19 protein-coding genes, 1 pseudogene and 1 riboswitch are annotated in these 22,982 nt (G+C 71.5%); of the genes and pseudogenes, 9 read left to right on the forward strand and 11 right to left on the reverse strand.

Translation table 11 applies throughout. The annotated features are described in order from the left end of the window. Window positions 1-289: 289 nt before the first annotated feature. On the reverse strand, window positions 290-1,534 hold the full coding sequence (locus ACIQNU_RS35605; protein ID WP_401374334.1) for an MBL fold metallo-hydrolase: 1,245 nt from the start codon (window positions 1,532-1,534) through the stop codon (window positions 290-292). Between the two features lie 197 nt (window positions 1,535-1,731). On the opposite strand from ACIQNU_RS35605, the gene ACIQNU_RS35610 reads away from it, so the two are divergent. The 3 genes from ACIQNU_RS35610 to ACIQNU_RS35620 all read left to right on the forward strand — a co-directional run bounded on the left by ACIQNU_RS35610 (window position 1,732) and on the right by ACIQNU_RS35620 (window position 4,361). Continuing rightward, complete coding sequence (locus ACIQNU_RS35610; protein WP_401374337.1) at window positions 1,732-2,334, forward strand: carboxymuconolactone decarboxylase family protein; 603 nt, start codon at window positions 1,732-1,734, stop codon at window positions 2,332-2,334. A 103-nt stretch (window positions 2,335-2,437) separates the two neighbouring features. Further along, window positions 2,438-3,634, forward strand: a complete 1,197-nt coding sequence (locus ACIQNU_RS35615) for a Glu/Leu/Phe/Val dehydrogenase dimerization domain-containing protein (RefSeq protein ID WP_401374340.1) — start codon at window positions 2,438-2,440, stop codon at window positions 3,632-3,634. A 97-nt stretch (window positions 3,635-3,731) separates the two neighbouring features. After that, entirely contained in the window at window positions 3,732-4,361 is a 630-nt protein-coding gene (locus ACIQNU_RS35620; RefSeq protein ID WP_401374343.1) for a TetR family transcriptional regulator C-terminal domain-containing protein, read from the forward strand. A gap of 70 nt (window positions 4,362-4,431) precedes the next feature. On the opposite strand, the gene ACIQNU_RS35625 is transcribed toward ACIQNU_RS35620, so the two are convergent. Continuing rightward, window positions 4,432-5,580: a DUF6745 domain-containing protein gene (locus ACIQNU_RS35625; RefSeq protein WP_401374481.1), complete on the reverse strand. Its 1,149-nt coding sequence runs from the start codon at window positions 5,578-5,580 to the stop codon at window positions 4,432-4,434. Between the two features lie 140 nt (window positions 5,581-5,720). Beyond that, window positions 5,721-6,047, reverse strand: a complete 327-nt coding sequence (locus ACIQNU_RS35630) for a hypothetical protein (protein ID WP_389895499.1) — start codon at window positions 6,045-6,047, stop codon at window positions 5,721-5,723. A gap of 287 nt (window positions 6,048-6,334) precedes the next feature. On the opposite strand from ACIQNU_RS35630, the gene ACIQNU_RS35635 reads away from it, so the two are divergent. From ACIQNU_RS35635 to ACIQNU_RS35655, 5 genes are read left to right on the forward strand one after another with little or no spacing between them, the layout of a single operon-like run. Further along, a complete protein-coding gene (locus ACIQNU_RS35635; RefSeq protein WP_401374346.1) occupies window positions 6,335-7,288 on the forward strand; it encodes an STM4015 family protein in 954 nt (317 codons plus the stop codon). 3 nt (window positions 7,289-7,291) lie between these two features. Then, window positions 7,292-8,431, forward strand: coding sequence for an STM4014 family protein (locus ACIQNU_RS35640; protein WP_401374349.1), 1,140 nt, complete (start codon window positions 7,292-7,294; stop codon window positions 8,429-8,431). A 43-nt stretch (window positions 8,432-8,474) separates the two neighbouring features. Further along, window positions 8,475-9,290, forward strand: a complete 816-nt coding sequence (locus tag ACIQNU_RS35645; RefSeq protein ID WP_401374351.1) for an STM4013/SEN3800 family hydrolase — start codon at window positions 8,475-8,477, stop codon at window positions 9,288-9,290. After that, window positions 9,287-10,651, forward strand: a complete 1,365-nt coding sequence (locus ACIQNU_RS35650) for an STM4012 family radical SAM protein (RefSeq protein WP_401374354.1) — start codon at window positions 9,287-9,289, stop codon at window positions 10,649-10,651. Before ACIQNU_RS35645 ends, ACIQNU_RS35650 begins: the two co-directional genes overlap by 4 nt. Continuing rightward, the gene (locus tag ACIQNU_RS35655) at window positions 10,648-11,652 is read left to right on the forward strand and encodes an STM4011 family radical SAM protein (protein ID WP_401374357.1); all 1,005 of its coding nucleotides are present in this window, start codon (window positions 10,648-10,650) and stop codon (window positions 11,650-11,652) included. The genes ACIQNU_RS35650 and ACIQNU_RS35655 overlap by 4 nt, the downstream gene beginning before the upstream one ends. Here the strand turns inward: ACIQNU_RS35655 and ACIQNU_RS35660 are convergent. The 3 genes from ACIQNU_RS35660 to ACIQNU_RS35670 form a co-directional block, all read right to left on the reverse strand. Continuing rightward, entirely contained in the window at window positions 11,602-12,393 is a 792-nt protein-coding gene (locus ACIQNU_RS35660; RefSeq protein WP_401374359.1) for an SGNH/GDSL hydrolase family protein, read from the reverse strand. The genes ACIQNU_RS35655 and ACIQNU_RS35660 overlap by 51 nt on opposite strands. A 199-nt stretch (window positions 12,394-12,592) precedes the next feature. Then, window positions 12,593-13,549, reverse strand: coding sequence for a peptidoglycan DD-metalloendopeptidase family protein (locus ACIQNU_RS35665; RefSeq protein WP_401374362.1), 957 nt, complete (start codon window positions 13,547-13,549; stop codon window positions 12,593-12,595). Between the two features lie 4 nt (window positions 13,550-13,553). Continuing rightward, a riboswitch (cyclic di-AMP (ydaO/yuaA leader) is annotated at window positions 13,554-13,723 on the reverse strand. Between the two features lie 331 nt (window positions 13,724-14,054). Next, window positions 14,055-16,175 carry an alpha-galactosidase gene (locus tag ACIQNU_RS35670; RefSeq protein ID WP_401374364.1) on the reverse strand — a complete coding sequence of 707 codons (2,121 nt, stop codon included), beginning with the start codon at window positions 16,173-16,175 and terminating at the stop codon, window positions 14,055-14,057. A 266-nt stretch (window positions 16,176-16,441) separates the two neighbouring features. Here ACIQNU_RS35670 and ACIQNU_RS35675 point away from each other — a divergent pair, with 266 nt between their 5' ends. After that, entirely contained in the window at window positions 16,442-17,239 is a 798-nt protein-coding gene (locus tag ACIQNU_RS35675; protein ID WP_401374367.1) for a tyrosine-protein phosphatase, read from the forward strand. 42 nt (window positions 17,240-17,281) lie between these two features. Here ACIQNU_RS35675 and ACIQNU_RS35680 read toward each other — a convergent pair whose 3' ends face one another. The 5 genes and pseudogenes from ACIQNU_RS35680 to ispG form a co-directional block, all read right to left on the reverse strand. Further along, on the reverse strand, window positions 17,282-17,476 hold the full coding sequence (locus ACIQNU_RS35680) for a DUF6126 family protein (protein WP_401374370.1): 195 nt from the start codon (window positions 17,474-17,476) through the stop codon (window positions 17,282-17,284). Further along, window positions 17,473-18,138, reverse strand: coding sequence for a helix-turn-helix domain-containing protein (locus ACIQNU_RS35685; protein ID WP_401374372.1), 666 nt, complete (start codon window positions 18,136-18,138; stop codon window positions 17,473-17,475). The genes ACIQNU_RS35680 and ACIQNU_RS35685 overlap by 4 nt, the downstream gene beginning before the upstream one ends. A 77-nt stretch (window positions 18,139-18,215) precedes the next feature. Then, the gene (locus ACIQNU_RS35690) at window positions 18,216-19,601 is read right to left on the reverse strand and encodes an aspartate aminotransferase family protein (RefSeq protein WP_401374375.1); all 1,386 of its coding nucleotides are present in this window, start codon (window positions 19,599-19,601) and stop codon (window positions 18,216-18,218) included. Between the two features lie 248 nt (window positions 19,602-19,849). Further along, a pseudogene (gene dxs, locus ACIQNU_RS35695) lies at window positions 19,850-21,733 on the reverse strand (1-deoxy-D-xylulose-5-phosphate synthase); the annotation flags it as partial. A gap of 30 nt (window positions 21,734-21,763) precedes the next feature. Further along, complete coding sequence (ispG, locus tag ACIQNU_RS35700) at window positions 21,764-22,978, reverse strand: flavodoxin-dependent (E)-4-hydroxy-3-methylbut-2-enyl-diphosphate synthase (protein WP_401374378.1); 1,215 nt, start codon at window positions 22,976-22,978, stop codon at window positions 21,764-21,766. Window positions 22,979-22,982: the final 4 nt, after the last annotated feature.

The raw sequence follows: 22,982 nt of genomic DNA on the forward strand, positions 1-22,982 counted from the left end.
GCAACATCCCGCTCTGGTATGACCCTTCGCACGACTGCCCGAAACGGGACCGGCTACGCAAGTCTCCCGGGCATCTCCCGGGCATCTCCCGCGCAGGGTTCACGGGTGATTACCGAGGGGAGGCAATGTCGCACGGTGAGTGATATGAGGTGGGGGGCTCAGGGTCGCGGCGGGCTGGGCCGGGGGCGAGTCCAGGGCCCAGGCGGGCCGATTTGGTGACTCTCCGCTTACGGCGGGGGGTGAGCTTGCGTGCACACCCCCCGCCCTGATTCCCGCCCTGATCCCGGCGCTACTTCCCCGCCCCTTCCGACTCCGACTCCCCCGCCCCGCCCACCGGAACCGCCTCCGCGGGTTCCGTCCCCGCAGGTTCCGACTGCGCGGGTTCCGTCTCCGATGTGGTCGCTGTCGTCGGCCAGCCGCCGTCCGGCACCGGTGCCACCGGGCGCCACCACAGGTCCTGGGGGAGCGAGTCGGCCGCGGGCTCGAACGGCTCACCCGGGCGCGGCAGGGCGATCCGCGTGGACAGGGCGCGTCCGGCGGCGACGGTGCCTTCGCCGGGGTCGGCCCAGGCGTGCGGCGCGAGATTGAAGGTGCCCCAGTGGATCGGCATCATCACACCGGACGGCACACCGCCCTGGAGGTCCACATGCGCCCGCATGCCCTCGGCGGGTGTCATATGGATGTCGGGCCAGTACTCGGAGTACGCCCCGATCTGGATCATCGTCGCGTCGAACGGGCCGTGCTCCGCGCCGATCTCCTGGAAGCCGGGGAAGTATCCGGTGTCCCCGCTGTGGTAGATCCGGTGTGCGTCGCCGGCGACGACCCAGGACGCCCACAGGGTGTTCTGCGTGTTGCGCAGCCCGCGTCCGCAGAAGTGCCGGGCGGGTGTCGCCGTGAGACTGAGCCCGGCGATCTTCGTGGACTCGCCCCAGTCCAGCTCCCGCAGCCGGTCCGCCGGGACGCCCCACCGCTCCAGATGTGCCCCGACGCCGAGCGGCACCGCGAACACCGTGTCCGTGCCGGCGAGGGCCTTGATCGTCGGCATGTCCAGGTGGTCGTAGTGATCGTGGGAGATCACGACCGCGTCGAGCGTGCCCAGCGCGGCCAGCGGCACCGGGACGGGGTGCAGCCGTCTGGGTCCCGCGAAGGAGAACGGGGAGCACCGCTCGCCCCAGACCGGGTCGAAGAGCACCCGCCGCCCGTCGATCTCGGCGAGCACGCTGGAGTGCCCCATCCAGGTGAGCCGCAGCCCGCTCGACGGCTCCCGGCCGAGATCGGTGAGCGTCGCCTCGTACAGCGGGATGGTGCCCGTGGGGGCCCGCCGGACGCGCTCTTCCTTGCGGAAGTAGTTCTTCGCGAACTCGGTCATGGAGCCGGACGGGCGGGTCCTCGCACCGAGCGGATTCTGGAACGTCCCGTCGGCGAAATGCGGTGATCTGCGAATACGCTCCAGCCGCTCGCCTGTCGCGTCCGCGCCGAAAGCAGCGGGCCGCAGCGCGCGAAGCCCGGAGCGCAGGGAACGGGAACCGGTCACGGTGCCTCCTGGTGGGGTCGGTCAGCTTTTCCATTATGGGCGGCCCCTCCGACAACGCCGGGTGCCAGGGACGGCCAACGGTGTCGTCGGGGCTCTCATGGATCTGGACGCGACAACCCTCTGCGGGGATGTCACATTCCGGGGCCTCCCCTCCGTCGTACAGGTGACAGCACACCGTCCGCCCTGGAGGTGGCCCCATGGCCCGCATCTCGCTCAGCCCGCCCCGCACCCTGTTCCACCGCGCGATCGAGTGGTACTCGAAGCGCTCCTACGGCGCGGTCCTGGAGCCGGCGAAGGCTCTCGGCCACCACCCGCGCGTCCTGTGGACCGATCTCCGCCTCGAACAGTCGGTCGCCAAGTGGGACAAGCTCGACCCCACCCTGAAGGCCCTCGCCGTGATGGCGTCGGCCGCGTCGATCGGGTGCTCCTGGTGCATGGACTTCGGCTACTGGGAGAACACCCGGCACGGTGTCCCGGCGGAGAAGCTGCACCATGTGCCGCTGTGGCGTGACAGCGATGTGTACGCGCCGCTGGAGCGGGACGTCATGGAGTACGCGGAGGCCATGACCGCGACCCCACCCACCGCCACCGACGCCCTGACCGAACGGTTGTGCGAGCAGCTTGGCGAGGCCGCGTTCGTCGAACTGACGGCGATGATCGCGGTGGAGAACCTGCGCTCCCGGATGAACTCGGCGCTGGGCCTGACCAGCCAGGGCTTCAAGGACTCCTGCGAGGTGCCGCCCGCCGCCGCCCGGAAGGCCGCCGACGCACCGGCCGGGGCCTCCGCGGAATCGCGTTGACACGCGCGACGCCCTCTCCTGATACTGACCGGCGGTTCAGTTGAGCCGCCCGGTCGTTGTCCCGAGGGGGCCGTCCGATCGCCGTTCCGCGAGGAGAGACCGCATGCCCGCCGCACCCGCCGCCACCGACCCGCTGATGTCGCTGACGTGGACCGATCACGTCACGGGGCGGCGGGGCCACCTGGTCGTGGACCGGCTGGTGCGGGGTGTCTCCAGCGGCGGACTGCGGATGCGGGACGGCTGCACCCTGGACGAGGTGACCGGCCTGGCGCGCGGAATGACCATGAAGGAAGCCCTCCACTACAACCCCGACGGCCGCTACGTCCCCCTCGGCGGCGCCAAGGGCGGCATCGACTGCGACCCCCGGGACCCGGAGGCGTACGGCGTACTGGTCCGCTATCTGCGCGCGATGCGCCCGTACATCGAGCGGCACTGGACCACCGGCGAGGATCTGGGGCTGACCCAGGACCTGGTCGACCGGGCGGCGGCCGAGGCGGGCCTCGTGTCGTCCGTGCAGGCGGTCTACCCGCTCCTCGACGACGAGGCGGGGGCCCGCCGGCGGCTCGCGGACGCCTTCGCGGTCGAGGTCGACGGGATCGGTCTGGACGAGTTGGTCGGCGGCTGCGGGGTCGCCGAATCGGTCCTCGCCGCGCTGGACCGGGCGGGCCTGCCGTACACGGGCACGCGCGTGTCGGTCCAGGGGCTCGGCACCATGGGCGGCGCCACCGCCCGCTTCCTCGCCCGCGCGGGCCTGACCGTGGTGGCGGTCGCCGATGTGCGGGGCACGCTCGTGAACCCGGCGGGCCTCGACATCGAAACCCTGCTCGCCGCCCGCGACGCCCACGGCACCGTCGACCGCGCCGCCCTGCGCCCCGGCGACCGCGAACTCCCGGGCGCCGCCTGGCTGGCCGTCGACGCCGACGTCCTGGTGCCCGCCGCCGTGTCGTACGTCATCGACGCCACCAATCAGCACCACATCAGGGCCCGTTGGGTGGTCGAGGCCGCCAACATGCCGGTCCTGCCGGGCGCGGAGGAACTGCTCACCGCGCGCGGGATCACCGTTCTGCCCGATGTCGTCGTCAACTCCGGTACGAACGCCTGGTGGTGGTGGACCCTCTTCGGCGACATCGGCGCCGACGCCGACGAGGCGTTCGCCCACACGCGGCGCGCCATGCGTCTGCTGATCGACCTGATGCTCGCGCGCGCCGAGGCCGACGGGACGACGCCTCGCGCCGCCGCCCACGCCATCGTGGCGGAACGGCTGCCGGTGATCGCGGAACGCTTCGGCTGGTACCGGTGACGGCCCGGCCCGCAAACGCCAGTGCAGTGCGTGCCCGACCGGGCACCGGAGGCGGCCCCCGGTCGCCGGTCCGTGACGAGCATCTAGGGTGGCCCGGGTGGCAAGAGTGCGGTTGAGCGTGGCCGAGCGGCGTGAGGAGATGCTGCGTGCCGCCATCGGACAGATCGAGGCGCGGGGTGTGGCCGCCGTACGCATCGCCGATGTCGCCTCCGCCCTGGGCGTGAGCAACGCCCTCGTCCTGTACCACTTCGGCTCCAAGGAGAACCTGGTCGCCGCCGCTTTCGCGCATGCCGCCGAAGCCGATCTGGCCCACCTCCGCAAAATCCTGAGCCGCCGTACGTCCGCCCTGCGGAGGCTGCGCGCCGCCGTCCGCTGGTACGCCCCCACCGGTCCGGCCAAGGGCTGGCGCCTGTGGATCGAGGGCTGGGCGGTGTCCCTGCGTGAGCCGGCCCTGCGCGAGGTGACCCGCGACCTCGACCGGCAGTGGAAGGCCGCACTGGCCGAGACCCTCACCGAGGGCGTGGCGGCCGGTGAGTTCGCCTGTACCGACCCGACGGCCGCCGCACTGCGCCTCACCGCCCTCCTCGACGGACTCGCCGTGCAGATGACGGCCTATACGGGTGCCGTGTCCCGCGCCCGCACGCAGGAGTGGGTCGACGACGCCCTCGCGCGCGAACTGGGTATGGAGCGCGAGGCGTTGACCGCGCAGGGGGCGCACGGGGTGTAGGCCGCGAAGGTCGCGCGGGGACCGATGGTCGTGGCGCAGGGATCGCCGGTCGTCGCATACGGGCGGCCGGTCATGTCTGGCGCTCCGGCTCGTACGCCTCGGCCGCGAGGCCGAAGGTCCAGGCGACGCCCTCCTTGGCCGTGCGCGTCGTCGGCGGCACCCGGAGCCAGTACGTGCGACTCGTGCCGTCGGGCTCCGGCGTCGAGTTGACCACCTCGACCATCACCACGTCCTCGTCACCGGTCAGGGCGATGCGCCAGAGCACCCCGGTCTCGTCCCGGTGCACCGGGACGGCGCCCGACTCGGTGAGATACCGGTCGTAGCCGAAGTGCTCCAGCATCACGCGGCGCAGTTCGGCGTTCTCCTCCTCGCGGATGCGCTCCGGGGTGAGCGCCGACAGTTCCTTCAGGAAATCACCAGGCACCGGCATCCCGCGCCACGCGTACAGGGAGAAGCCGTCGGGGAAGGCGAGCGCCGGGCCCTCCGCGTGGTCGAGGCGGCCCGCTTCGTCCCGGTGCAGCTCGGTCGGGCGCTCGCAGACCACGGCGACCCGCTCGAACGGCCACCACCAGCCCGCCGACCGCGCCACCGCCGCGAGTCCGTCGAGCGGCCCGCCCTCGGCCGTGTCGAACGCGCAGAGCCAGGCCGCGTCGTGCTGACCGAGCACCGCGTCCAGCAGGATCAACCGGAGCTGCGACTCCTTCACGGGGCTGCCCTGCGCATCGACGAGCGGTTCACCGGGCGGCTCTTCGGCGGCGCGCCCGGCGGTACGGACCGCCAGCTCCTCTATCAGGCCCGCTCGCAGACGCTCGGCCAGCGCCTGTACCGAGTCCCAGAGCTGACCTCCCGTGGCGCCCCAGTGGGCCGCCCAGCCGACCGGCCCCAACTCGGCGTGCAGGCGCTGCCGTTCGGCGGCCCACGGGCGGCTCCTGATCTCGTCCCGCACACTGCGGCCCGGCGCGCCGCCCAGCGCCTGAGGCCCACCGACGACCAGGCGGACGGCCTCGCGCGGGGACCCGGCCCAGACGATTCGCTCCGGTTCGGGCAGGCCCGCCCGTCGGTACGCCAGCCGCACCCCGGCCTCGGCCACGGCACGCTCGGCCGGCCGGCTCACCACCGCGGCCTCCCGCCAGCCCGCGACCGCGTCGCCGACGGTCTCCTCGCCGACCTCCGCCCCCGCTGTCTCCCCCGACCGCACTGCTTCCGCCAAACCCGTCATGCCCTCTGCCTCCGCCATGTCCGATGTCCCCGCCACGCTCGACTTCCCCGCCATGTCCCCGCGCCCCGTCATCTCCGTACGCACCGTCAACTCCCTGGCCCCACGTACTCGCTCAGCGCACTCGCTCGCCGCCCCGAGCCTCAGTCGGCGACGATCCGTACCGACCCCGGGATGTACTCCCGCTGCCGCACGACCCGGTACCACCCCTTCGGCAGCGGTATCGCCGCATGCTCCTCGTGCACCACGCGCCCGCCGTCCGGCAGATGGAGCAGAAACGGTCCGAACGGGCCCGGCTCCCGCACGAGTCGGCCCGGTCCGACCACCGCGTGGGCGTGGCCCGTGACTTCGCCGAGGGCGAGGATCAGCCGGCCCCGGGCATCCCTCGGCTCCTGCGGTGCGTCGGCCGCATGGGCCGGAACCGCGGACTCCGCGACCGGCACGATGAGGACGTCTCCCTGTCGGAACATGGCTCTCCCCTCCCCGGCCGTCACACGGTGCGACGGCCACGAGATCGACAGTAGGCCGAGGGTCTGACAATCGAGCCCCGCCGGCCGCCACGCCGGAGCCGGCGGTGGCCCGCCCACCGGAGCCGCCCCACCCGCCCCACCTGAGCCCGGACCGCCCGCCGCACAAGTTCCGTACGCCTGCCGTCCCCCCGCCGCACCCACCCGTCCCACCGGCTTGTCAGAGCGGCTTGGTACAACTTCAGGCACATCAGCCCGACCCTCGTCCTCATGTGTCAGGAGCAGCAGGCATGGCCATCTCGCAACACCTCCAGGAGCTGTACGGTTTGCCCGCGTTCCACTTCCCGGAGCCGGGCGAGGAGCAGAAGCTGCCCGATCCGGGGGCGGTGGCCTGGCGTGTGGAGGTCGACTCGTACGACAGCGAGGAGACGTGGGAGAGCGCGTTCGCGCGCTTCCTCGACGCCGTGGACACGACCGAGGTGCGGGCGCTGATCGTCGGCGCCTGGAGCGATGTCTACGACACGGCTCCTGACGAGGTCGTCGCGGCCCTGCTCGCGGCCAGTGACCGGCTGCCGGCGCTGCGGGCCCTGTTCCTCGGCGACATCACGTTCGAGCAGTGCGAGATCTCGTGGATCAACCAGGGCGCGGTCGCTCCGCTGCTCGAAGGGTTCCCGCAGTTGCACGAGTTCTCGGTGCGCGGCGGCACCGGCTTGGTGTTCGACCCGCTGCGGCACGAACAGTTGCGCTCGCTGACCGTACAGACCGGTGGCCTGCCCGTCGCCGTGGTGCGCGGCATCGGCGCGAGCGACCTGCCCGCCCTTGAGCACCTGGACATCTGGCTGGGCACCTCCTGGTACGGCGCGGAGGCCGAGGTGTCCGACCTGGCGCCGTTCCTGTCCGGTGCGCGGCTGCCCAGCCTGAAGCGGCTCGCGCTGCGCAACAGCGAGATCCAGGACGAGATCGCGGTGGCGTTGGCGGCGGCCCCGGTCGTGGCGCGCCTGGAGCGGCTGGATCTGTCGATGGGCACGATCGGTGACGTGGGGGCGGCGGCGCTGCTGTCCGGGCAGCCGCTGACCCACCTCAAGTCCCTGGACCTGAACCACAACTACTTCTCCGACGCGATGCGCGAGCGCCTGCGGCAGGCCCTGGAGCCGGCCGGTGTCGAACTGGACGTCGACGGGGACGACGCCGACGAGGACGAGGACGAAGACGGCGTTCAGCGCTACACGGCAGTGGCGGAGTAGCCGGTGCCTGGTGAGTCGGTCCGCTTCGTGGTCGTCGGGAACCCCGGCAACCGCCGTGTCACGTTCTTCCTGGACGCGGTGCGTGCCGCAGGGCTGCCTCCCGCGCGCGTGCTGCCGTGGCTGGACGTCCTGCGCGGGGGTGCGGAGTTCCGGCCGGGCGAGACCGTGCGGATCGACTCACCGGGCGAGGACCCGGAGGTCGACGCGATCCTGCGGGGTGTCGGCGATCCCGCGCGCGTGGAGGGCACGTCCCGCTGGTACGAGCGGTTCACGGAAGCGGTCCGGGGAGTCGCGGACGCGGCGGCCAGGACCGGCTGCCGACTGCTCGACGGACCGGACGACGTCGCGACGCTGTTCGACAAGCGGCTCTGTCATCGCGTGCTGAGCGATGCCGGTGTTCCGGTGCCGCCGTCGCCGACATCCGGCGCGCGCGTACCCGTGCGGGGCTGGGACGACGTACGGGACCTGATGGCGGAGCACCGGATGCCACGGGCCTTCGTGAAGCTCGCGCACGGTTCGTCCGCGTCGGGGGTGCTGGCCGTCGAGACGGCAGGGCTCGGCCGGGTCCGGGCCACCACGTCGGTCGAGCTGACGGACCAGGGGCTGTTCAACTCGCTGAAGGTGCGCCGCTACACGTCCGAGAGCGAGGTCGCCGCGCTGGTCGACGCGCTGGCGCCGGACGGGCTGCACATCGAGCGCTGGCTGCCGAAAGCGTCGCTCCACGCGCGCGTGGCGGACCTGCGGGTCGTGGTCGTCGCAGGCCGGGCCACCCACGCGGTCGTCCGCACCAGCCGCTCCCCCATGACCAATCTGCATCTCGGCGGCGCCCGGGGCGATCTCGCGCTCGCGCGGGCCGCCGTCGAGCGGGCGGGCGGCGACTGGGCCGACGCCCTGGCCGTCTGCGAGCGGGCCGCCGCGTGTTTCCCGGACACGCTCTGTGTGGGCGTGGATCTGCTGCCGGGCATCGGCTGGCGCAGGTTCGCGGTCGGCGAGGTCAACGCCTTCGGCGATCTGCTGCCGGGCCTCACAGGTCTGGCGGGCGGTGGGGCCGAGGGCCTGGACACCTACGCGGCGCAGGTGGCGGCCGTCCACCACACCCCGGCACCCGACCGACGGGAGGGGAGCCACCGTGCGACCGCCTGAACCACCCGAAATCCCCGACGTGAACCCCGGCACTAACCCCAACATGAACGAGGTCGTAGGCCGTGACGACCTCCTCCTCGTCACGCTCGACACCCTCCGATACGACATCGCCGCCGACCTCGCCGCATCCGGGCGGCTGCCGCATCTGGCGCGCCATCTGCCGGGCGGCGTCTGGGAGAAGCGGCACGCGCCCGGCAGCTTCACCTACGCCTCGCACCAGGCGATGTTCGCCGGTTTCCTGCCGACGCCCGCCACACCGGGCCCGCACCCCCGGCTGTTCGCCGCCCGGTTCGCGGGCAGTGAGACAACGGCGGGCCGCACCTTCGTGTACGACACGCCGGACCTGGTCTCCGGCCTCGCCCGCGCCGGCTACCGCACGGTGTGCGTCGGAGGTGTCGGGTTCTTCAACAAGCAGGGCGCACTCGGCGATGTCCTGCCGGGCCTGTTCCAGGAGAGCCACTGGGAACCCGAGTTCGGCGTCGCGTCGCCCACGTCGTTCGAGGCACAGGTCACGCGCGCGGAGAAGGTCGTGGCGGAGCTGCCGCCCGATCAGCGCCTGTTCCTGTTCGTGAACGTGTCGGCGCTGCACCAGCCCAACTGGTTCCACCTCCCGGGCGCCACGCGCGAGGCGGGCGACAGCCCCGCGACGCACGCCGCCGCCCTGGAGTACGTCGACCGGCACATCGGGCGGCTCCTCACCGCGATGAGCACGCGCCGCCGCTGTTTCGCGATCGTCTCCTCCGATCACGGCACGGCGTACGGGGACGACGGATTCACCGGTCACCGGCTCGGCCACGAGGTGGTCTGGACAGTGCCGTACGCCCACTTCTTCGTCGACCCGACCGAGGCACCCGTATGAAAACCCTGCCGAACACCCCGCCGAGCACTCAACTGAACACCCCCGTCGACACCCCGTACCAGAGCTACGTATACGCATACCCGCACAAAACGGCATACCGCCCGCTCCCCGACCGCCCCGCGCTGCGCGACCTCTGGCAGGGCGAGCCCAAAGGCGCGCTCTCCCTCTACGCGCACATACCGTTCTGCGAGATCCGCTGCGGGTTCTGCAATCTGTTCACGCGGATCGGCGCGCCGGACGAACTGACCACGCGGTATCTCGACGCACTGGACCGCCAGGCCACCGCCGTGCGGGACGCGCTGGGCGACGGTGAGCCGGTCCGGTTCGCGACGGCGGCGTTCGGCGGGGGCACACCGACGTTCCTGACGGCGGACGAGCTGAACCGGCTGTGCGACATCGCCGAGAAGCGGACGGGCGTCGACCTGCGCGCGGTGCCGCTGTCCGTGGAGGCGTCCCCCGCGACAGCCACCCCGGACCGGCTTGCCGTCCTCGCCGAGCGCGGCACGACACGGCTCAGCCTCGGTGTGCAGAGCTTCGTGGACGAGGAGGCGAGGGCGGCCGTACGACCGCAGCGGCGGGCCGATGTCGAGGCGGCGCTCGGGCACATCAGGGAGGCGGGCATCCCGGTCCTGAACATCGACCTGATCTACGGCATCGACGGGCAGACCGCGCACTCGTGGCGCACGTCGCTGGACGCGGCGCTCGCCTGGCGGCCCGAGGAGCTGTATCTGTATCCGCTGTACGTGCGGCCGTTGACGGGTCTCGACGGGCGGACGCCGCTCGGGGACCGAGCGTGGGACGAGCAGCGGCTGCGGCTCTACCGGCAGGGCCGCGACCATCTCCGCGCGCGGGGCTACGAACAGGTGTCGATGCGGATGTTCCGCCGGGCGGACGCGCCCCCGCAGGGCCCCGACGACTACGCGTGCCAGACGGACGGCATGATCGGCCTGGGCTGCGGCGCCCGTTCGTACACCTCGACGCTGCACTACTCCTTCGACTACGCCGTGCACGCGCGCGAGGTCCGCTCGATCATCGACGCCTACACGGCGACGGAGGACTTCTCGCGCGCGGCGCACGGGCGACACGTGGGCGCCGACGAGGCGCGGCGGCGCCATCTGCTCCAGTCGCTGCTCCAGGCCGACGGTCTTGACCGGGCCGAGTACCGGGAGCGCTTCGGCGGCGAACCGGAGCGCGACTTCGCGGCCGAGTGCGCCCGGTTCACCGCGCGCGGGTGGCTCGACGACACGGCGGACGACCGGCTGCGGCTGTCTCCCGAGGGACTCGCCCACTCCGACGCGCTGGGCCCGGAGCTGTTCTCGCCCGCCGTGCGCGCCGCGATGGCCGCGTACGAGGCCCGATGAGTACGGAGAACGGAGAGGGCGGGAAGAGCGGCACGGTGGGCGGCTCGGATCTCACGGTGCTGTACCGGGGCCCGCTGGCGTCCTGCGACTACGACTGTCCGTACTGCCCGTTCGCCAAGCGGCGCGACAGTCCCGACCAGCTTCGGGCCGACCGGGCCGCGCTCACGCGGTTCACGGAGTGGGCCGGGCAGCGCACGGACGGCCGGCTGTCCGTACTGTTCACGCCCTGGGGCGAGGGCCTGGTCCGCTCCTGGTACCGGCGCGCCCTGGTCGAGCTGTCGTGTCTGCCGCACATCGACCGGGTGGCGATCCAGACGAATCTGAGCTGCCGTACGGACTGGCTGGCGGAGGCCGACCTGGACACGGTCGCCCTGTGGTGCACATACCACCCGGGGCAGACTCCGTACGACCGGTTCCTCGCGAAGTGCGGTGAACTCGCCGAGCGGGGTGTGCGGTTCAGTGTCGGCGTGGTCGGCCTTCCCGAGCACCTGGAGCACGCCCGGCGGCTGCGGGCGGCGCTGCCCGCGCACGTGTACCTGTGGATCAACGCGGCAGAGGGCCATACGTACACCGACGCGGAGGCCGACCGGTGGACGGCGATCGATCCGCTGTTCCCGTACAGCCGCCACCCGCACCGGAGCGCCGGGCTGCCGTGCCGCACCGGCTCGTCCGTGATCTCCGTGGACGGCGAGGGCACCGTGCGGCGCTGCCACTTCGTCCCGGCCGAGCTGGGGAACCTGTACGACGGCTCGTACCGCGCGGCGCTCGGTCCGCGCGCGTGCCCGCGCACGGCGTGCGACTGCCACATCGGGTACGTCCATCTGGAGACGCTGCCGCTGTACGACGTGTTCGCCGGCGGCGTCCTCGAACGCATACCGGCGAACACGGTCGCCCCCGCGCGTGGTGCGTATGCGGGCGCTTCGGAGGCGGGCGCTTCAGAGGCGGGTGGTTCAGAGGGGCAGCAGGTCCGGACGCTTGGCCTCCACGTGATCACCCGATGACTCGCCCCGCAGCCGCCGCCCGATCCACGGCACCAGATACTCACGGGCCCAGTGGATGTCGTCGCGCCGTACTTCGAGGGGACCGCGCGGCGGCAGCGGCGGCCAGGGCTGGTCGGGGTCGGCGGGTATGTCGACGCCGAGGACCTGCCCGGCGCGCAGCGCGACCCGGGTGTGCCCCTCGGGCGACAGATGCAGCCGGTCGTCGTCCCAGGCCCGCCGGTCCTGCACGGTCCGCAGCGACCAGAGGTCGAGCACGGGACAGCCGTAGCGGTCGGCGACCGCGCGGACGTGTCCGTTGTACGTGGCGATCTTGCCGCGCAGATGCTTGAGCACCGGCACGTCCCGGGTGTCGAAGCCGGTGGTCACCATGACGGTGCCGACGGCGTCGGTGAGGTCGGCGACGGCCCGTTCGAACCGCTCGGCGACCTCGTCGGGGTCGGTGCCCGGCCGGATGATGTCGTTGCCGCCCGCGGCGAAGGTCACGAGGTCGGGTGCCAACTCCTTGGCGCGCGGAACCTGGTCCGCGACGATCTGGTCGAGGAGCTTTCCGCGGACGGCGAGATTGGCGTACCGGAAGGTGTGTTCGGGGAGTCGGTCGTCGAGGAGGACGGCGAGCCGGTCGGCCCACCCGACGAAGCCGCCGTCGGGCCCGGGGTCCCCGACACCCTCGGTGAAGCTGTCGCCGACCGCGGCGTAGGAGCTGATTGCGTCTCTGATGAAGGATGTCGACTCTGCTGCCACGTCGGCCTATTTTTCCCTCGCGCCAGTGACCTACGCCACCGTAATAAAGCCATCCCGGGGGTTGACGACGCGTGAGAAAGACCACCGGTCAAGATTCGGCCAACCCGGAATAGGCGGAAGGGGTCGCATCCGCCGATGCGACCCCTTCGCTCAATCTCCGGAATTCCCGGGTCCGGCTACGGCGCGGACCCTGAACGTCTCAGATGCCGACGCCGTGCGACCGCAGGTAGGCCAGCGGGTCCACGTCGGAGCCGTAGTCGGGCCCGGTGCGGATCTCGAAGTGCAGGTGCGGTCCGGTCACGTTGCCGGTCGCGCCCGAGAGTCCGAGCTGCTGGCCACCGGCCACGGTCTGCCCGGCCGAGACGGACAGCTGGGAGAGGTGGGCGTACTGCGAGTACTGGCCGTCGGTGTGCTGGACGACGACCTGGTTGCCGTAGGCGCCGCCCCAGCCCGCCGAGACGACGGTGCCCGGACCGACGGACTTGATGGTCGTGCCGGTCGGGACGACGAAGTCCACACCGGTGTGGTAGCCGCTGGACCACATGCTGCCGGACTGGTGGTACGGCGTACCGACCGCGCCGCCGTCGACGGGCAGCGTGTACCCCGAACCGGCGGTGTCGGTGGACGTGCTCGCGCCCTGGTCGGCCGGGGCCGCGGTGTCGTCGGACGGCGCGGAGGGTGCGGCTGGTGCCGGGTCGGTGGACGGCGCCGCGGTGTCGTCCGAGGACGAAGCCGACGACGGGTCGGCCGCCGGAGCGTCCGCGGCCGTGCCGCCGATGGTCAGCTGCAGACCGGGGTGGATCAGGCTCGGGTTCTCGCCCACGGCCTCCCGGTTGTCCTCGTAGAGCTGGTGCCAGCCGCCGCTGACGCTCTGCTCCTGCGCGATCTTCGAGAGGTAGTCGCCGGGCTTGACGGTGTACGTCGTGACCGTGGGCGTCTCGGCGGACTGCGCCGCCTCGGCCTTCCGGGCGGCGGCCTGGTCGAGGGTGGCGGCGGACTTCTCGGCGGCCACGGGAGCGGACTGCGGCGCCGCGGCGTGGGCACCGGTGGCGCCGATCAACGGCAGTGCGAGCGCGGCGCCACCGGTGCCGGCGACCGCGATTCCACGGGTGAGGCGCTGGGCCTTGGGACGACGGTGCTTACCCTTCGCGGGCATGACGAATTCCTCTCCGGCGCCTGCGAGGTGAGCTGTCGGGTTCGGGCTGGAGATGCCCGGTCGCGTTCGCACGCGACTTCACCCCGAGCCGCTCCGGTCTCCCGATGGGGGTTCCGGAATCGGCGTACTACCTGTGGATCCCCCGCTCCTGCCGGTTTCGGGTGGGTGTGCGGATTCCGGGCGGCGGCAGGATTAGGCGTCCGTCCGGATGGGGCTGGACGCTAAGCGAGCAGGAATGCCGCAGACAAGCAGCGAATTCGCAAAAGCATTCCGCTTCTTGATCCTCGGCGGAATTACCGGTCACCCTGCGTCGACGAACGATCTTCCGGAATACGGCAATTCCCGTGGTGCGCACGGAACATGGCCCGAGCATGATCGCCACCCACCGTCACGGATATGATCCTGCTCACTGACGCCGACAGCACAGCGCCTCATTCCGCTTATTCCAGGGCCAGTTGGACCAGCAGCCCAGAGCCTTACCAATCGCCCTAACAGCCCAATTCGGTCAGATACGGCGTAGCCGGATGATCGTCGCGTCCAGATCACCGCGCAGACCGGTGGGCAGACCGTGGTGCAGCAGGACCGCGCCCCGGTGCACGGTCCCGGTCTCCCGGCACTCGTAGGCGGCCGATGCGTCCAGGCCGCTCAGCCGGACCGGGGCCGCCGGCTCGCCGTACCGCTGGGCCGGCAGCCAGGCGAGTACGACGACCTCGTCACCCAGTACGTACTGGATGGCGCTCGGCCCGCCGGGCGCGCCGTCGGGTGCGCGCAGCCGGTAGAGGTCTCCGCGCTGGACCACCGGCCTGATCTCCTTGTAGAGATCCACCCAGGTCCGCGCCTCGGCCAGCTCATCGGCGCTCCACTCGGTGAGGTCGCCGCCGAGGCCGAGCACCCCGGCCATGGCGCTGACGAAGCGGAAGCGCAGCGAGCTGACCCGGTCGTTGAGCTGCGTGTTCGGGCTGTCCGTGACCCAGGCGGCCATCACCCGCGCCGGATGGAGCTGGCTGAAACCGTGCTGGATCGCGAGCCGGTCCAGCGGGTCGGTGTTGTCGGAGGTCCACACCTGGTCGGTGCGCGCCATGATCCCGAGGTCGACCCGGGCGCCGCCGCCGGAGCAGGACTCGAAGGCGACACCGGGATGCGCCGCGCGCAGCCGGTCCAACAGGGCGTAGAGGGCACGTACATGGGCGTTCCAGAGCTTCTGCGGGTACGGCTCGCCCGGCCAGCCCGCGTCGGTGAAACAGCGGTTGAAGTCCCACTTCACATAGTCGATCGGGGCGCTGTTCAGGAGGGTGTCGAGCCGTTCCCACAGATATGCCTGGACGTCCTCGCGGGCAAGGTTGAGGATGAGCTGATTGCGGAATTCCGTCCTGATACGTCCGGGAAAGTGCTGCACCCAGTCGGGGTGCGCGCGGTACAGGTCGGAATCGGGGTTGACCATCTCGGGCTCGACCCAGATCCCGAACCGCATGCCCAGCGCGTGCACGTCGTCGGCGAGCGGCTTCAGACCGGACGGGAAGCGGTCGGGGTTGGGGGTCCAGTCGCCGAGTCCGGCCCGGTCGCTGGTGCGGGACCCGAACCAGCCGTCGTCCACCACGAACAGCTCCACGCCCACGTCGGCGGCGCGCCGGGCGAGCGCGCGCTGCTGCTCCTCGGAGATCCCGAAGCCGGTGGCCTCCCAGGAGTTGTAGAGCACCGGACGGTCGCGGTCCGCGTCCGGGACGACGTACGCGCGCTGGTAGGCGTGCCAGGCGCGGCTCGCCCCGCCGAAGCCGCCGTCGCTCCACAGTCCGGCGAAGACGGGGGTGGTGAGCGTGGCGCCGGGCGCGAGCAGGTCCTGGCCCGCGTCGTCGTGTCCGGTGCCGCCGGTGATCTGGACGGCGCCGTCGGGCAACCGGTGCACGGCGATCCGCCAGGACCCGGACCACGCGAGGGCGCAGCCGTAGACCTCGCCGCGCTCCTCGGTCGCCTCGCCGTCGGCGTCGAGCGCGACCCAGGGCAGATGCTGATGCCCGGTGTGCCCGCGCCTGCTGCCGATGATGTGCTCCCCGTACGTCAGCTCGGAGCGCGCGAGCCGGGTCTCGGCGGCCCACCGCCCGTGCAGCTGCGAGAGCCGCCAGCCGTCGCGCCGGGGCAGCGTCCAGGTCGCGGAGTCGGCGCGCAGCACCTCCAGCGCGGGCGCGTCAGCGGGGCCATCGTGGGCCAGGGTCGCGGAGCGTTCGACGACATCACCGCGCATGCCGTACCGGAGCGTGAGCAGCAGCCCGACCAGGTCGTCGGAGAACCGCACCTCCAGCAGGTCGTCCCCGACGAACGCGTCCCGGTAGCGCCATGCGGTGCCGCGGATCTGGTCGGTGCCGTGGGGTTGTTCGGTACGGACGGACAGGGCGGGGCGTACGAAGCGGGGGCCGCCCTCGACGGGGTACTCCTCGCGCCCGTCGAGAGGGGCGTGGAAGGGGCGCGGCGCGGGTGGCGGCCCGGCGGCCAGGGACTCGGCGTCGGCGAGGGAGATCCTGGGCCCCCAGTGGAGATGCAGCAGGGCGTCGTCGTCCGCGACGCGGAGCGCGTAGCTGCTCGTCGGCCCGGAAAGGAGCCAGGTCCGCCCGTCAGCACCGATCTCGATCATCAAACCCCCACAGATCCGAACAGCCGCGCTCAGGTACGCACATCATCGAGGGCGGTACGGGTCCGGGGCAACGCCCCCGACGAGTCCGGGGCAACGCCCTGTACCGGACTGGGGAAACACCCTGCACGGCGAGACGTTCATCTCCGTATCGGGGGGTGTCCCGGCGGCGGTCGTCCCGGAGATGATTGCCCCAGGAATCCATGTCGTAAGGTCGAAAGCGCGCCACGCCGATGAGCGGCGTCGGCGGCCGAATGGGAGGAGCCCCCGTGACGCAGCAGGTCCCGTCGACAGAGCCCGAGCTGGCCGGTGTGCGGAACTTCCGCGACGTGGGCGGGCTGCCGACCGTGGACGGCCGGCGGGTCCGGCAGGGCCGGCTGTTCCGCAGCGGGCACCTCGCGCACGCGACCGCCGAGGACACCGCGTTCCTGTCGTCGCTGGGCCTGCACACGATCTTCGACTTCCGCAACGCGGCCGACCAGCGGCTCGAAGGCCCGGACGTGGACCTGCCCGGGGTGCGCAACGTGAATCTGCCGCTGACCGACCCGGCGGACGGCGCCGAGTTCTGGAAGATGGTCCGCGACGGCGATCTCGACCAGCTGCGGGCGCTGCTCTCGGAGGGGCGCGCGGCGAACCGGATGATCGAGTCGTACCGCGCGATCATCTCGCAGCGCACCGCCGAGCACGCGCGCGTGCTGCACGCGATGGCCGACGACAGCGTGCCCGCGCTGATGCACTGTGCGGCGGGCAAGGACCGCGCCGGTCTGTCGATAGCCGTGACGCTCCTCGCCGTCGGCGTCGAACGCGACGCCATCGAGGCGGACTACCTGGCGTCGAACGCCGCCCACCGCCGCTACAAGGTGCACCGCAGCAGCGACACGGCCGACGCCTACTCGCCGGAGGTCATGGAGCTGCTCAGCCCGCTCTTCGACGCCCGCGCCGAGTATCTGGCGGCGGCCTTCGACACCATCGAGGAGACCTGGGGCGGCACCGACGCGTATCTGGAGCAGGGCCTGCGACTGTCGCCGGACCAGCGGGAACGGCTCCGCGCGCACCTGCTCGACTGAGCCCCCGCACCACGCCCCACGCCGCACGCCCCGCGCGGTGGACTACTGGTTCTGCGCGCCGATCTCGAAGAGCAGGAAGATGAACGCGGCGAGCAGATGCCCGACCGCGACATAGACGAGCAGCCGCACCCACAGGCCGCGCGGAAGCTTCTCCTCCATGTCGCGGCGGCTGGGCGTCGGGGGCGCGATCGGTTCGGTGGGCTGTGTCGGCTCCGGCGAGCGCGGGGCTTCCGTCATCGGGGGTCTCCCAGGATGGGGTGGCCGGTCGCCGGGCCGAGGCACAGCGCGGCGGACGGGCTCTGCAGCAGGGTGTGGACGAACAGAAGGTCGGCGCCGCTCTCGTCGGCGGCGGCGATCCGGTGCGGGGTGAGTGAGTCGAAGTGCGCGCTGTCGCCCGGCGCGAGGACGTGGGCGCTGTCGCCGAGGCGCAGCCGCAGCCGCCCTTCGAGGACGTGGAGCCATTCCTCGCCGGGGTGGACGCGGACGATGTCGCCCTGCGCCCCGTACGGCACGTGCACGCGCAGGGCCTGCATTCCACGGCCGGGGGCGCCCGCCGTCCAGTAGGTCCAGCCGCCGGCCCTGACCGGTTCCATGGACTGCGCGCGCACGACGGCGTCCCGGTCGGCGACCGTCTCGCCGAGCAGCTCGGACACGGTCGTACCGTAGACACGGGCGAGCGCGAGCAGCATGGGCAGCGAGGGCTGGCGCCGGCCGGTCTCCAGGCGGGACAGATGGGCCGGGGAGAGTCCGGCGGACGCGGCGGCGGCCTCCAGGGTCAGCGAGGCGCGGTGGCGCAGCGAGCGGAGCTGCGGGGCGACGGTGGGCAGCGCGTCGGCCTCGGTCAACGGCTCCGCGGCCGGTTCGGGACCCGGCTCGCGTGCCGCATCGGAAGGGCTCATACCTTGATTGAGCCAGAGCCGTGCCTCTCGGGCAAATTTCTTGCCAGAGAGGCAAAAGGCTCGCTACGCCGCGCGGACTACCGGTTGGCCACCGCCTGCTTCATCAGTGTCTTACCGAAGTCCCACATCAGGCCACCCCCGCTGTGCGCGTCGTCCATCACGGCGGTGAAGGCCTCCACGAAGCGGTCGACGTCCGCCTCGTCCAGGACCAGCGGCGGGATCAGCTTGATGACCTCCAGATGGTCGCCGGAGACCTGGGTGAGGATCCGGTGCTTCTGGAGCAGCGGTACGACCACCATCTGCGCGAACAGACCCTTGCGGGCGGCCTGGAGCATGGTCCAGCCGCTGCGCAGCTTGAGGGATTTGGGCCGCCCGAACTCGATGCCGATCATCAGGCCCCGGCCGCGTACGTCACTGAGCATCTCGTAGCGGTCGGTCAGCGCGGCGAGCCGGGACTTCAGCAGCTCACCCGTCACGCGCGCGTGGGCGACGATCTGCTCGTCGTCCATGACCGACAGGACGGCGAGTCCGGCGGCCATGGCCTGGGCGTTGGACCCGAAGCTCGCGGAGTGGACCAGGACGCGGTCCATCGACGAGTACACCTTCTTGAAGATCCAGTCCTTGCCGAGGGTCGCGCCGACCGGCACATAGCCGCCCGACAGCGCCTTCGCGACGCACACGAGGTCCGGTTCGACACCGTCCTCGTGCTGGTACGCGTAGAAGTCGCCGGTCCGGCCGAGGCCGGTCTGCACCTCGTCGGCGATGAGCAGCGCCTTGTGCTTACGCAGCAGCTCCTGGGCGGCCCGCAGATAGCCGGGCGGTGCCTCGTGGACGCCCTTGCCCTGGATCGGCTCGACGATCAGCCCGGCGACGTCACCGCGCGCCAGCTCCTTGGCGAGCGCGTCCAGGTCGCCGAGCGGTACGGCGGTGTCCGGGAGCAGCGGCGCGAAACCGTCGCGGAACCCGGCCTCTCCGTTCACCGAAAGGGAGCCCGTGGTCAGCCCGTGGAAGGCGTGCGCGCAGTACAGGATCCTCGGCCTGCCGGTGGCGAACCGGGCGAACTTCAGCGCGGTCTCGACGGCCTCCGTGCCGCTGTTGCCGAAGAACACCCGGTCCAGGTGCGGGCTGTACGTCAGCAGCTTCTCGGCGAGCAGGCCGGGCAGCGGCTGGCAGTCGAACCGGGTGAGATCGGCGAGCGACGCGTCGAGCACGTCGTGCAGCGCCTTGCGGACCACGGGGTGGTGCCGGCCCAGGCCCATCACGCCGAACCCGGCGAGCATGTCGAGGTAGTCGTTCCCGTCCGCGTCCCAGAAGTGGGCGCCCTCGGCCCGCTCGTACACCTTGTCGAAGCCGATGGTGTGCAGCATGCGCGGCAACTGGTGGTTCAGATACTTGCCATGCAACTCGTACCGCTCGGCACCCCGCTCGGCCAGCAGCCTGCCGAGGTCGAACTCCTTGCTCATTCGGCTGACTCCTCGGGGGACGACGTGTCCGTACGGGACGACGGCTCTGCGCCTGACCGGGCGGCGGGATCGGGCGCCCCGGGATCGACCGCACCCCGCACCTTGCCCCCGGACCGACGGCCCCGCGTCTCGGCGGCACTCGTCTTCGCGGCGACGGACTTCCGTGCGGAGGGTTTCCGTACGGCGGACTTCGGCTCTGCGGACTTCCGTACCGCAGACTTCGGCTCGGCGGACTTCCGCTCGGCAGATTTCGGCTCGGCACTCTCCTTCGCCGCCAGACTCGCCCCGATACGCCCCGCGATCTCCACCGGCGTGAGCCCGATGTCCGCCAGGACCTCACCCCGCTTGGCGTGCGCCAGGAACTGGTCCGGGATACCGAACCGCCGTACCGGTACGTCGACCTCCGCCTCGCCGAGTGCCAGCGCGACCGCCGCCCCGACCCCGGCGGCGCGGCTGTTGTCCTCGACCACCGCGACCAGCCGGTGCCCGGCCGCGAGCGGGGGCAGCGCCTCGTCCACGGGCTTGACCCAGCGCGGGTCGACCACGGTGCAGCCGATCCCCCGGGCTTCGAGGAGTTCGGCGGCCTGGAGGCACACCGGCGCCATCACGCCGACGGCGACAAGGAGCACGTCGGACCGGTCGGCGCGGTGCAGCACGTCGAGCCCGCCGATCCGGTCCACGGCCGGAATCGCGGGGCCGACCGACTCCTTCGGGAACCGCAGCAGCGTCGGCGCGTCGTCCACGGCGACCGCTTCCCGCAACTGCGCCCGCAGTTGGTCCGCGTCGCGCGGCGCGGCGATCCGCAGCCCCGGCACGACCTGGAGGATCGACATGTCCCACATGCCGTTGTGGGATGCCCCGTCGACCCCGGTCACGCCGGCGCGGTCCAGCACGAACGTGACCCCGCAGCGGTGCAGCGCCACATCCATCAGCAGTTGGTCGAAAGCGCGGTTGAGGAAGGTCGCGTACACGGCGACCACCGGATGCAGCCCGCCCGTGGCGAGCCCTGCGGCGGAGACGGCCGCGTGCTGCTCGGCGATGCCGACGTCCCACACGCGGTCCGGGAACTTGTCGGCGAACTGCGTCAGCCCCACGGGGTGGAGCATGGCCGCCGTGATCGCCACGACGTCCTCACGCTCGGCGCCGATCCGCACGATCTCGTCGCCGAACACCGACGTCCACGAAGGGCCGTTGGACGGTGCCAGCGGCTCGCAGGTCAGCGGGTCCATCACGCCGACCGTGTGGAACCGGTCGGCGTCGTCCGCGAGCGCCGGTTCGTACCCGCGCCCCTTCTCGGTGAGGCAGTGCACGAGGACGGGCCCGTGGAACCGTTTCGCCCGGCGCAGCGCGGACTGGACGGCGCTGATGTCGTGCCCGTCGATCGGGCCGACGTACTTCAGGCCCAGGTCCTCGAACATGCCCTGCGGGGCGAAGGCGTCCTTGAACCCCTTCTTCGCGCCGTGCAGCGACTCGTACAGCGGCTGTCCGATGACCGGGGTGCGCTGGAGGACGTCCTTGCCCCAGGCGAGCACCCGCTCGTAGCTGTCGGTGGTCCGCAGGGTCGCCAGGTGGTTGGCGAGGCCACCGATGGTGGGGGCGTACGAGCGTTCGTTGTCGTTGACGACGATGATCAGCGGCCGGTCCTTGGCGGCGGCGATGTTGTTCAGCGCCTCCCAGGCCATGCCGCCGGTGAGCGCGCCGTCCCCGATGACGGCGACGACATGGCTGCGCTCGCCCTGGACATCGCGGGCCTTGGCGAGACCGTCGGCCCAGCCGAGCACGGTCGAGGCGTGGCTGTTCTCGATGACGTCGTGCTCGGACTCGTCACGCGAGGGGTAGCCGGAAAGGCCGCCCTTGCCGCGCAGCTTGGAGAAGTCCTGCCGGCCGGTCAGGAGTTTGTGTACGTAGCTCTGATGGCCGGTGTCCCAGAGGATCCGGTCGACCGGGGACTCGAAGACCCGGTGCAGGGCGATGGAGAGTTCCACCACCCCGAGATTGGGCCCGAGATGGCCCCCGGTCCGGGCGACCGCCTGGACCAGGAACTCCCTGATCTCCTCGGCCAGGTCGTCGAGTTGCTCCTCGGACAGCGCTTTAAGGTCGCGCGGCCCCCTGATGGTCTCCAGAATCGTCACGCTCGGGCCCCCTCTCAGTACGTGCTTCGTTCAGCTCACAGTGGCGGCGGAGGTCCCCGAAGGGGTGGCCCCGGGAGCGCCGGACGCGATGACCTCGGGAGCACCGGACGGAACACCGTCCCGCTCCATCTGCTCGGCGATCTTCATCGCCTCCTCGATCAGGGTCTCCACGATCTTCGACTCGGGCACCGTCTTGATGACCTCGCCCTTCACGAAGATCTGACCCTTGCCATTACCCGACGCCACACCGAGATCCGCCTCACGGGCCTCACCCGGACCGTTCACGACACAGCCCATCACCGCGACCCGCAACGGCACCTCCATGCCCGTCAGACCCGCCGTGACCTCCTCGGCCAGCTTGTACACATCGACCTGCGCCCGCCCGCACGACGGACACGACACGATCTCCAGCCGCCGTTGACGGAGATTCAGCGACTCCAGGATCTGGATGCCGACCTTCACTTCCTCGACGGGCGGCGCGGACAGCGAGACGCGAATGGTGTCACCGATGCCCTCGCTGAGCAGCGCACCGAAGGCGACCGCCGACTTGATGGTGCCCTGGAAGGCGGGGCCCGCCTCGGTGACGCCGAGGTGCAGCGGGTAGTCGCACTGGGCCGCGAGCTGCCGGTAGGCGTTGACCATGACGACGGGGTCGTTGTGCTTCACCGAGATCTTGATGTCCCGGAAACCGTGCTCCTCGAACAGCGACGCCTCCCACAGCGCCGACTCCACCAGGGCTTCGGGCGTCGCCTTGCCGTACTTCTTCAGCAGCCGCTGGTCCAGCGATCCCGCGTTCACCCCGATACGAATCGGCGTACGCGCGTCATTCGCCGCCTTCGCGATCTCCTTGACCTTGTCGTCGAACTGCTTGATGTTCCCGGGATTCACCCGCACCGCAGCACAGCCCGCGTCGATCGCCGCGAACACGTACTTCGGCTGGAAATGAATATCCGCGATCACCGGAATCTGCGACTTCCGCGCAATCACCGCCAAAGCATCCGCATCATCCTGAGTCGGACACGCGACCCGCACGATCTGACACCCCGACGCCGTCAGCTCCGCGATCTGCTGAAGCGTCGCCCCGATGTCCGACGTACGCGTCGTCGTCATCGACTGCACCGACACGGGCGCACCGCCTCCGACGGCCACCGGTCCGACCTCGATCCGCCGGGTGAAGCGGCGGGTGGCGAGGGGTCGGACCGGCAGCTCGGGAAGGCCCAGTGGGACAGGCTCTCCGGAGGTCATGACG

It is taken from the genome of Streptomyces sp. NPDC091292, from assembly GCF_044757265.1.
Taxonomy (GTDB): domain Bacteria; phylum Actinomycetota; class Actinomycetes; order Streptomycetales; family Streptomycetaceae; genus Streptomyces.

Coding starts and splice junctions, on each gene's coding strand:
- ACIQNU_RS35610 (WP_401374337.1), top strand. CDS start 1,732: ATGGCCCGCATCTCGCTCAGCCCGCCCCGCACCCTGTTCCACCGCGCG.
- ACIQNU_RS35615 (WP_401374340.1), top strand. CDS start 2,438: ATGCCCGCCGCACCCGCCGCCACCGACCCGCTGATGTCGCTGACGTGG.
- ACIQNU_RS35625 (WP_401374481.1), bottom strand. CDS start 5,580: ATGACGGGTTTGGCGGAAGCAGTGCGGTCGGGGGAGACAGCGGGGGCG.
- ACIQNU_RS35630 (WP_389895499.1), bottom strand. CDS start 6,047: ATGTTCCGACAGGGAGACGTCCTCATCGTGCCGGTCGCGGAGTCCGCG.
- ACIQNU_RS35635 (WP_401374346.1), top strand. CDS start 6,335: ATGGCCATCTCGCAACACCTCCAGGAGCTGTACGGTTTGCCCGCGTTC.
- ACIQNU_RS35645 (WP_401374351.1), top strand. CDS start 8,475: ATGAACGAGGTCGTAGGCCGTGACGACCTCCTCCTCGTCACGCTCGAC.
- ACIQNU_RS35650 (WP_401374354.1), top strand. CDS start 9,287: ATGAAAACCCTGCCGAACACCCCGCCGAGCACTCAACTGAACACCCCC.
- ACIQNU_RS35655 (WP_401374357.1), top strand. CDS start 10,648: ATGAGTACGGAGAACGGAGAGGGCGGGAAGAGCGGCACGGTGGGCGGC.
- ACIQNU_RS35665 (WP_401374362.1), bottom strand. CDS start 13,549: ATGCCCGCGAAGGGTAAGCACCGTCGTCCCAAGGCCCAGCGCCTCACC.
- ACIQNU_RS35670 (WP_401374364.1), bottom strand. CDS start 16,175: ATGATCGAGATCGGTGCTGACGGGCGGACCTGGCTCCTTTCCGGGCCG.
- ACIQNU_RS35680 (WP_401374370.1), bottom strand. CDS start 17,476: ATGACGGAAGCCCCGCGCTCGCCGGAGCCGACACAGCCCACCGAACCG.
- ACIQNU_RS35685 (WP_401374372.1), bottom strand. CDS start 18,138: ATGAGCCCTTCCGATGCGGCACGCGAGCCGGGTCCCGAACCGGCCGCG.
- ACIQNU_RS35690 (WP_401374375.1), bottom strand. CDS start 19,601: ATGAGCAAGGAGTTCGACCTCGGCAGGCTGCTGGCCGAGCGGGGTGCC.
- ispG (WP_401374378.1), bottom strand. CDS start 22,978: ATGACCTCCGGAGAGCCTGTCCCACTGGGCCTTCCCGAGCTGCCGGTC.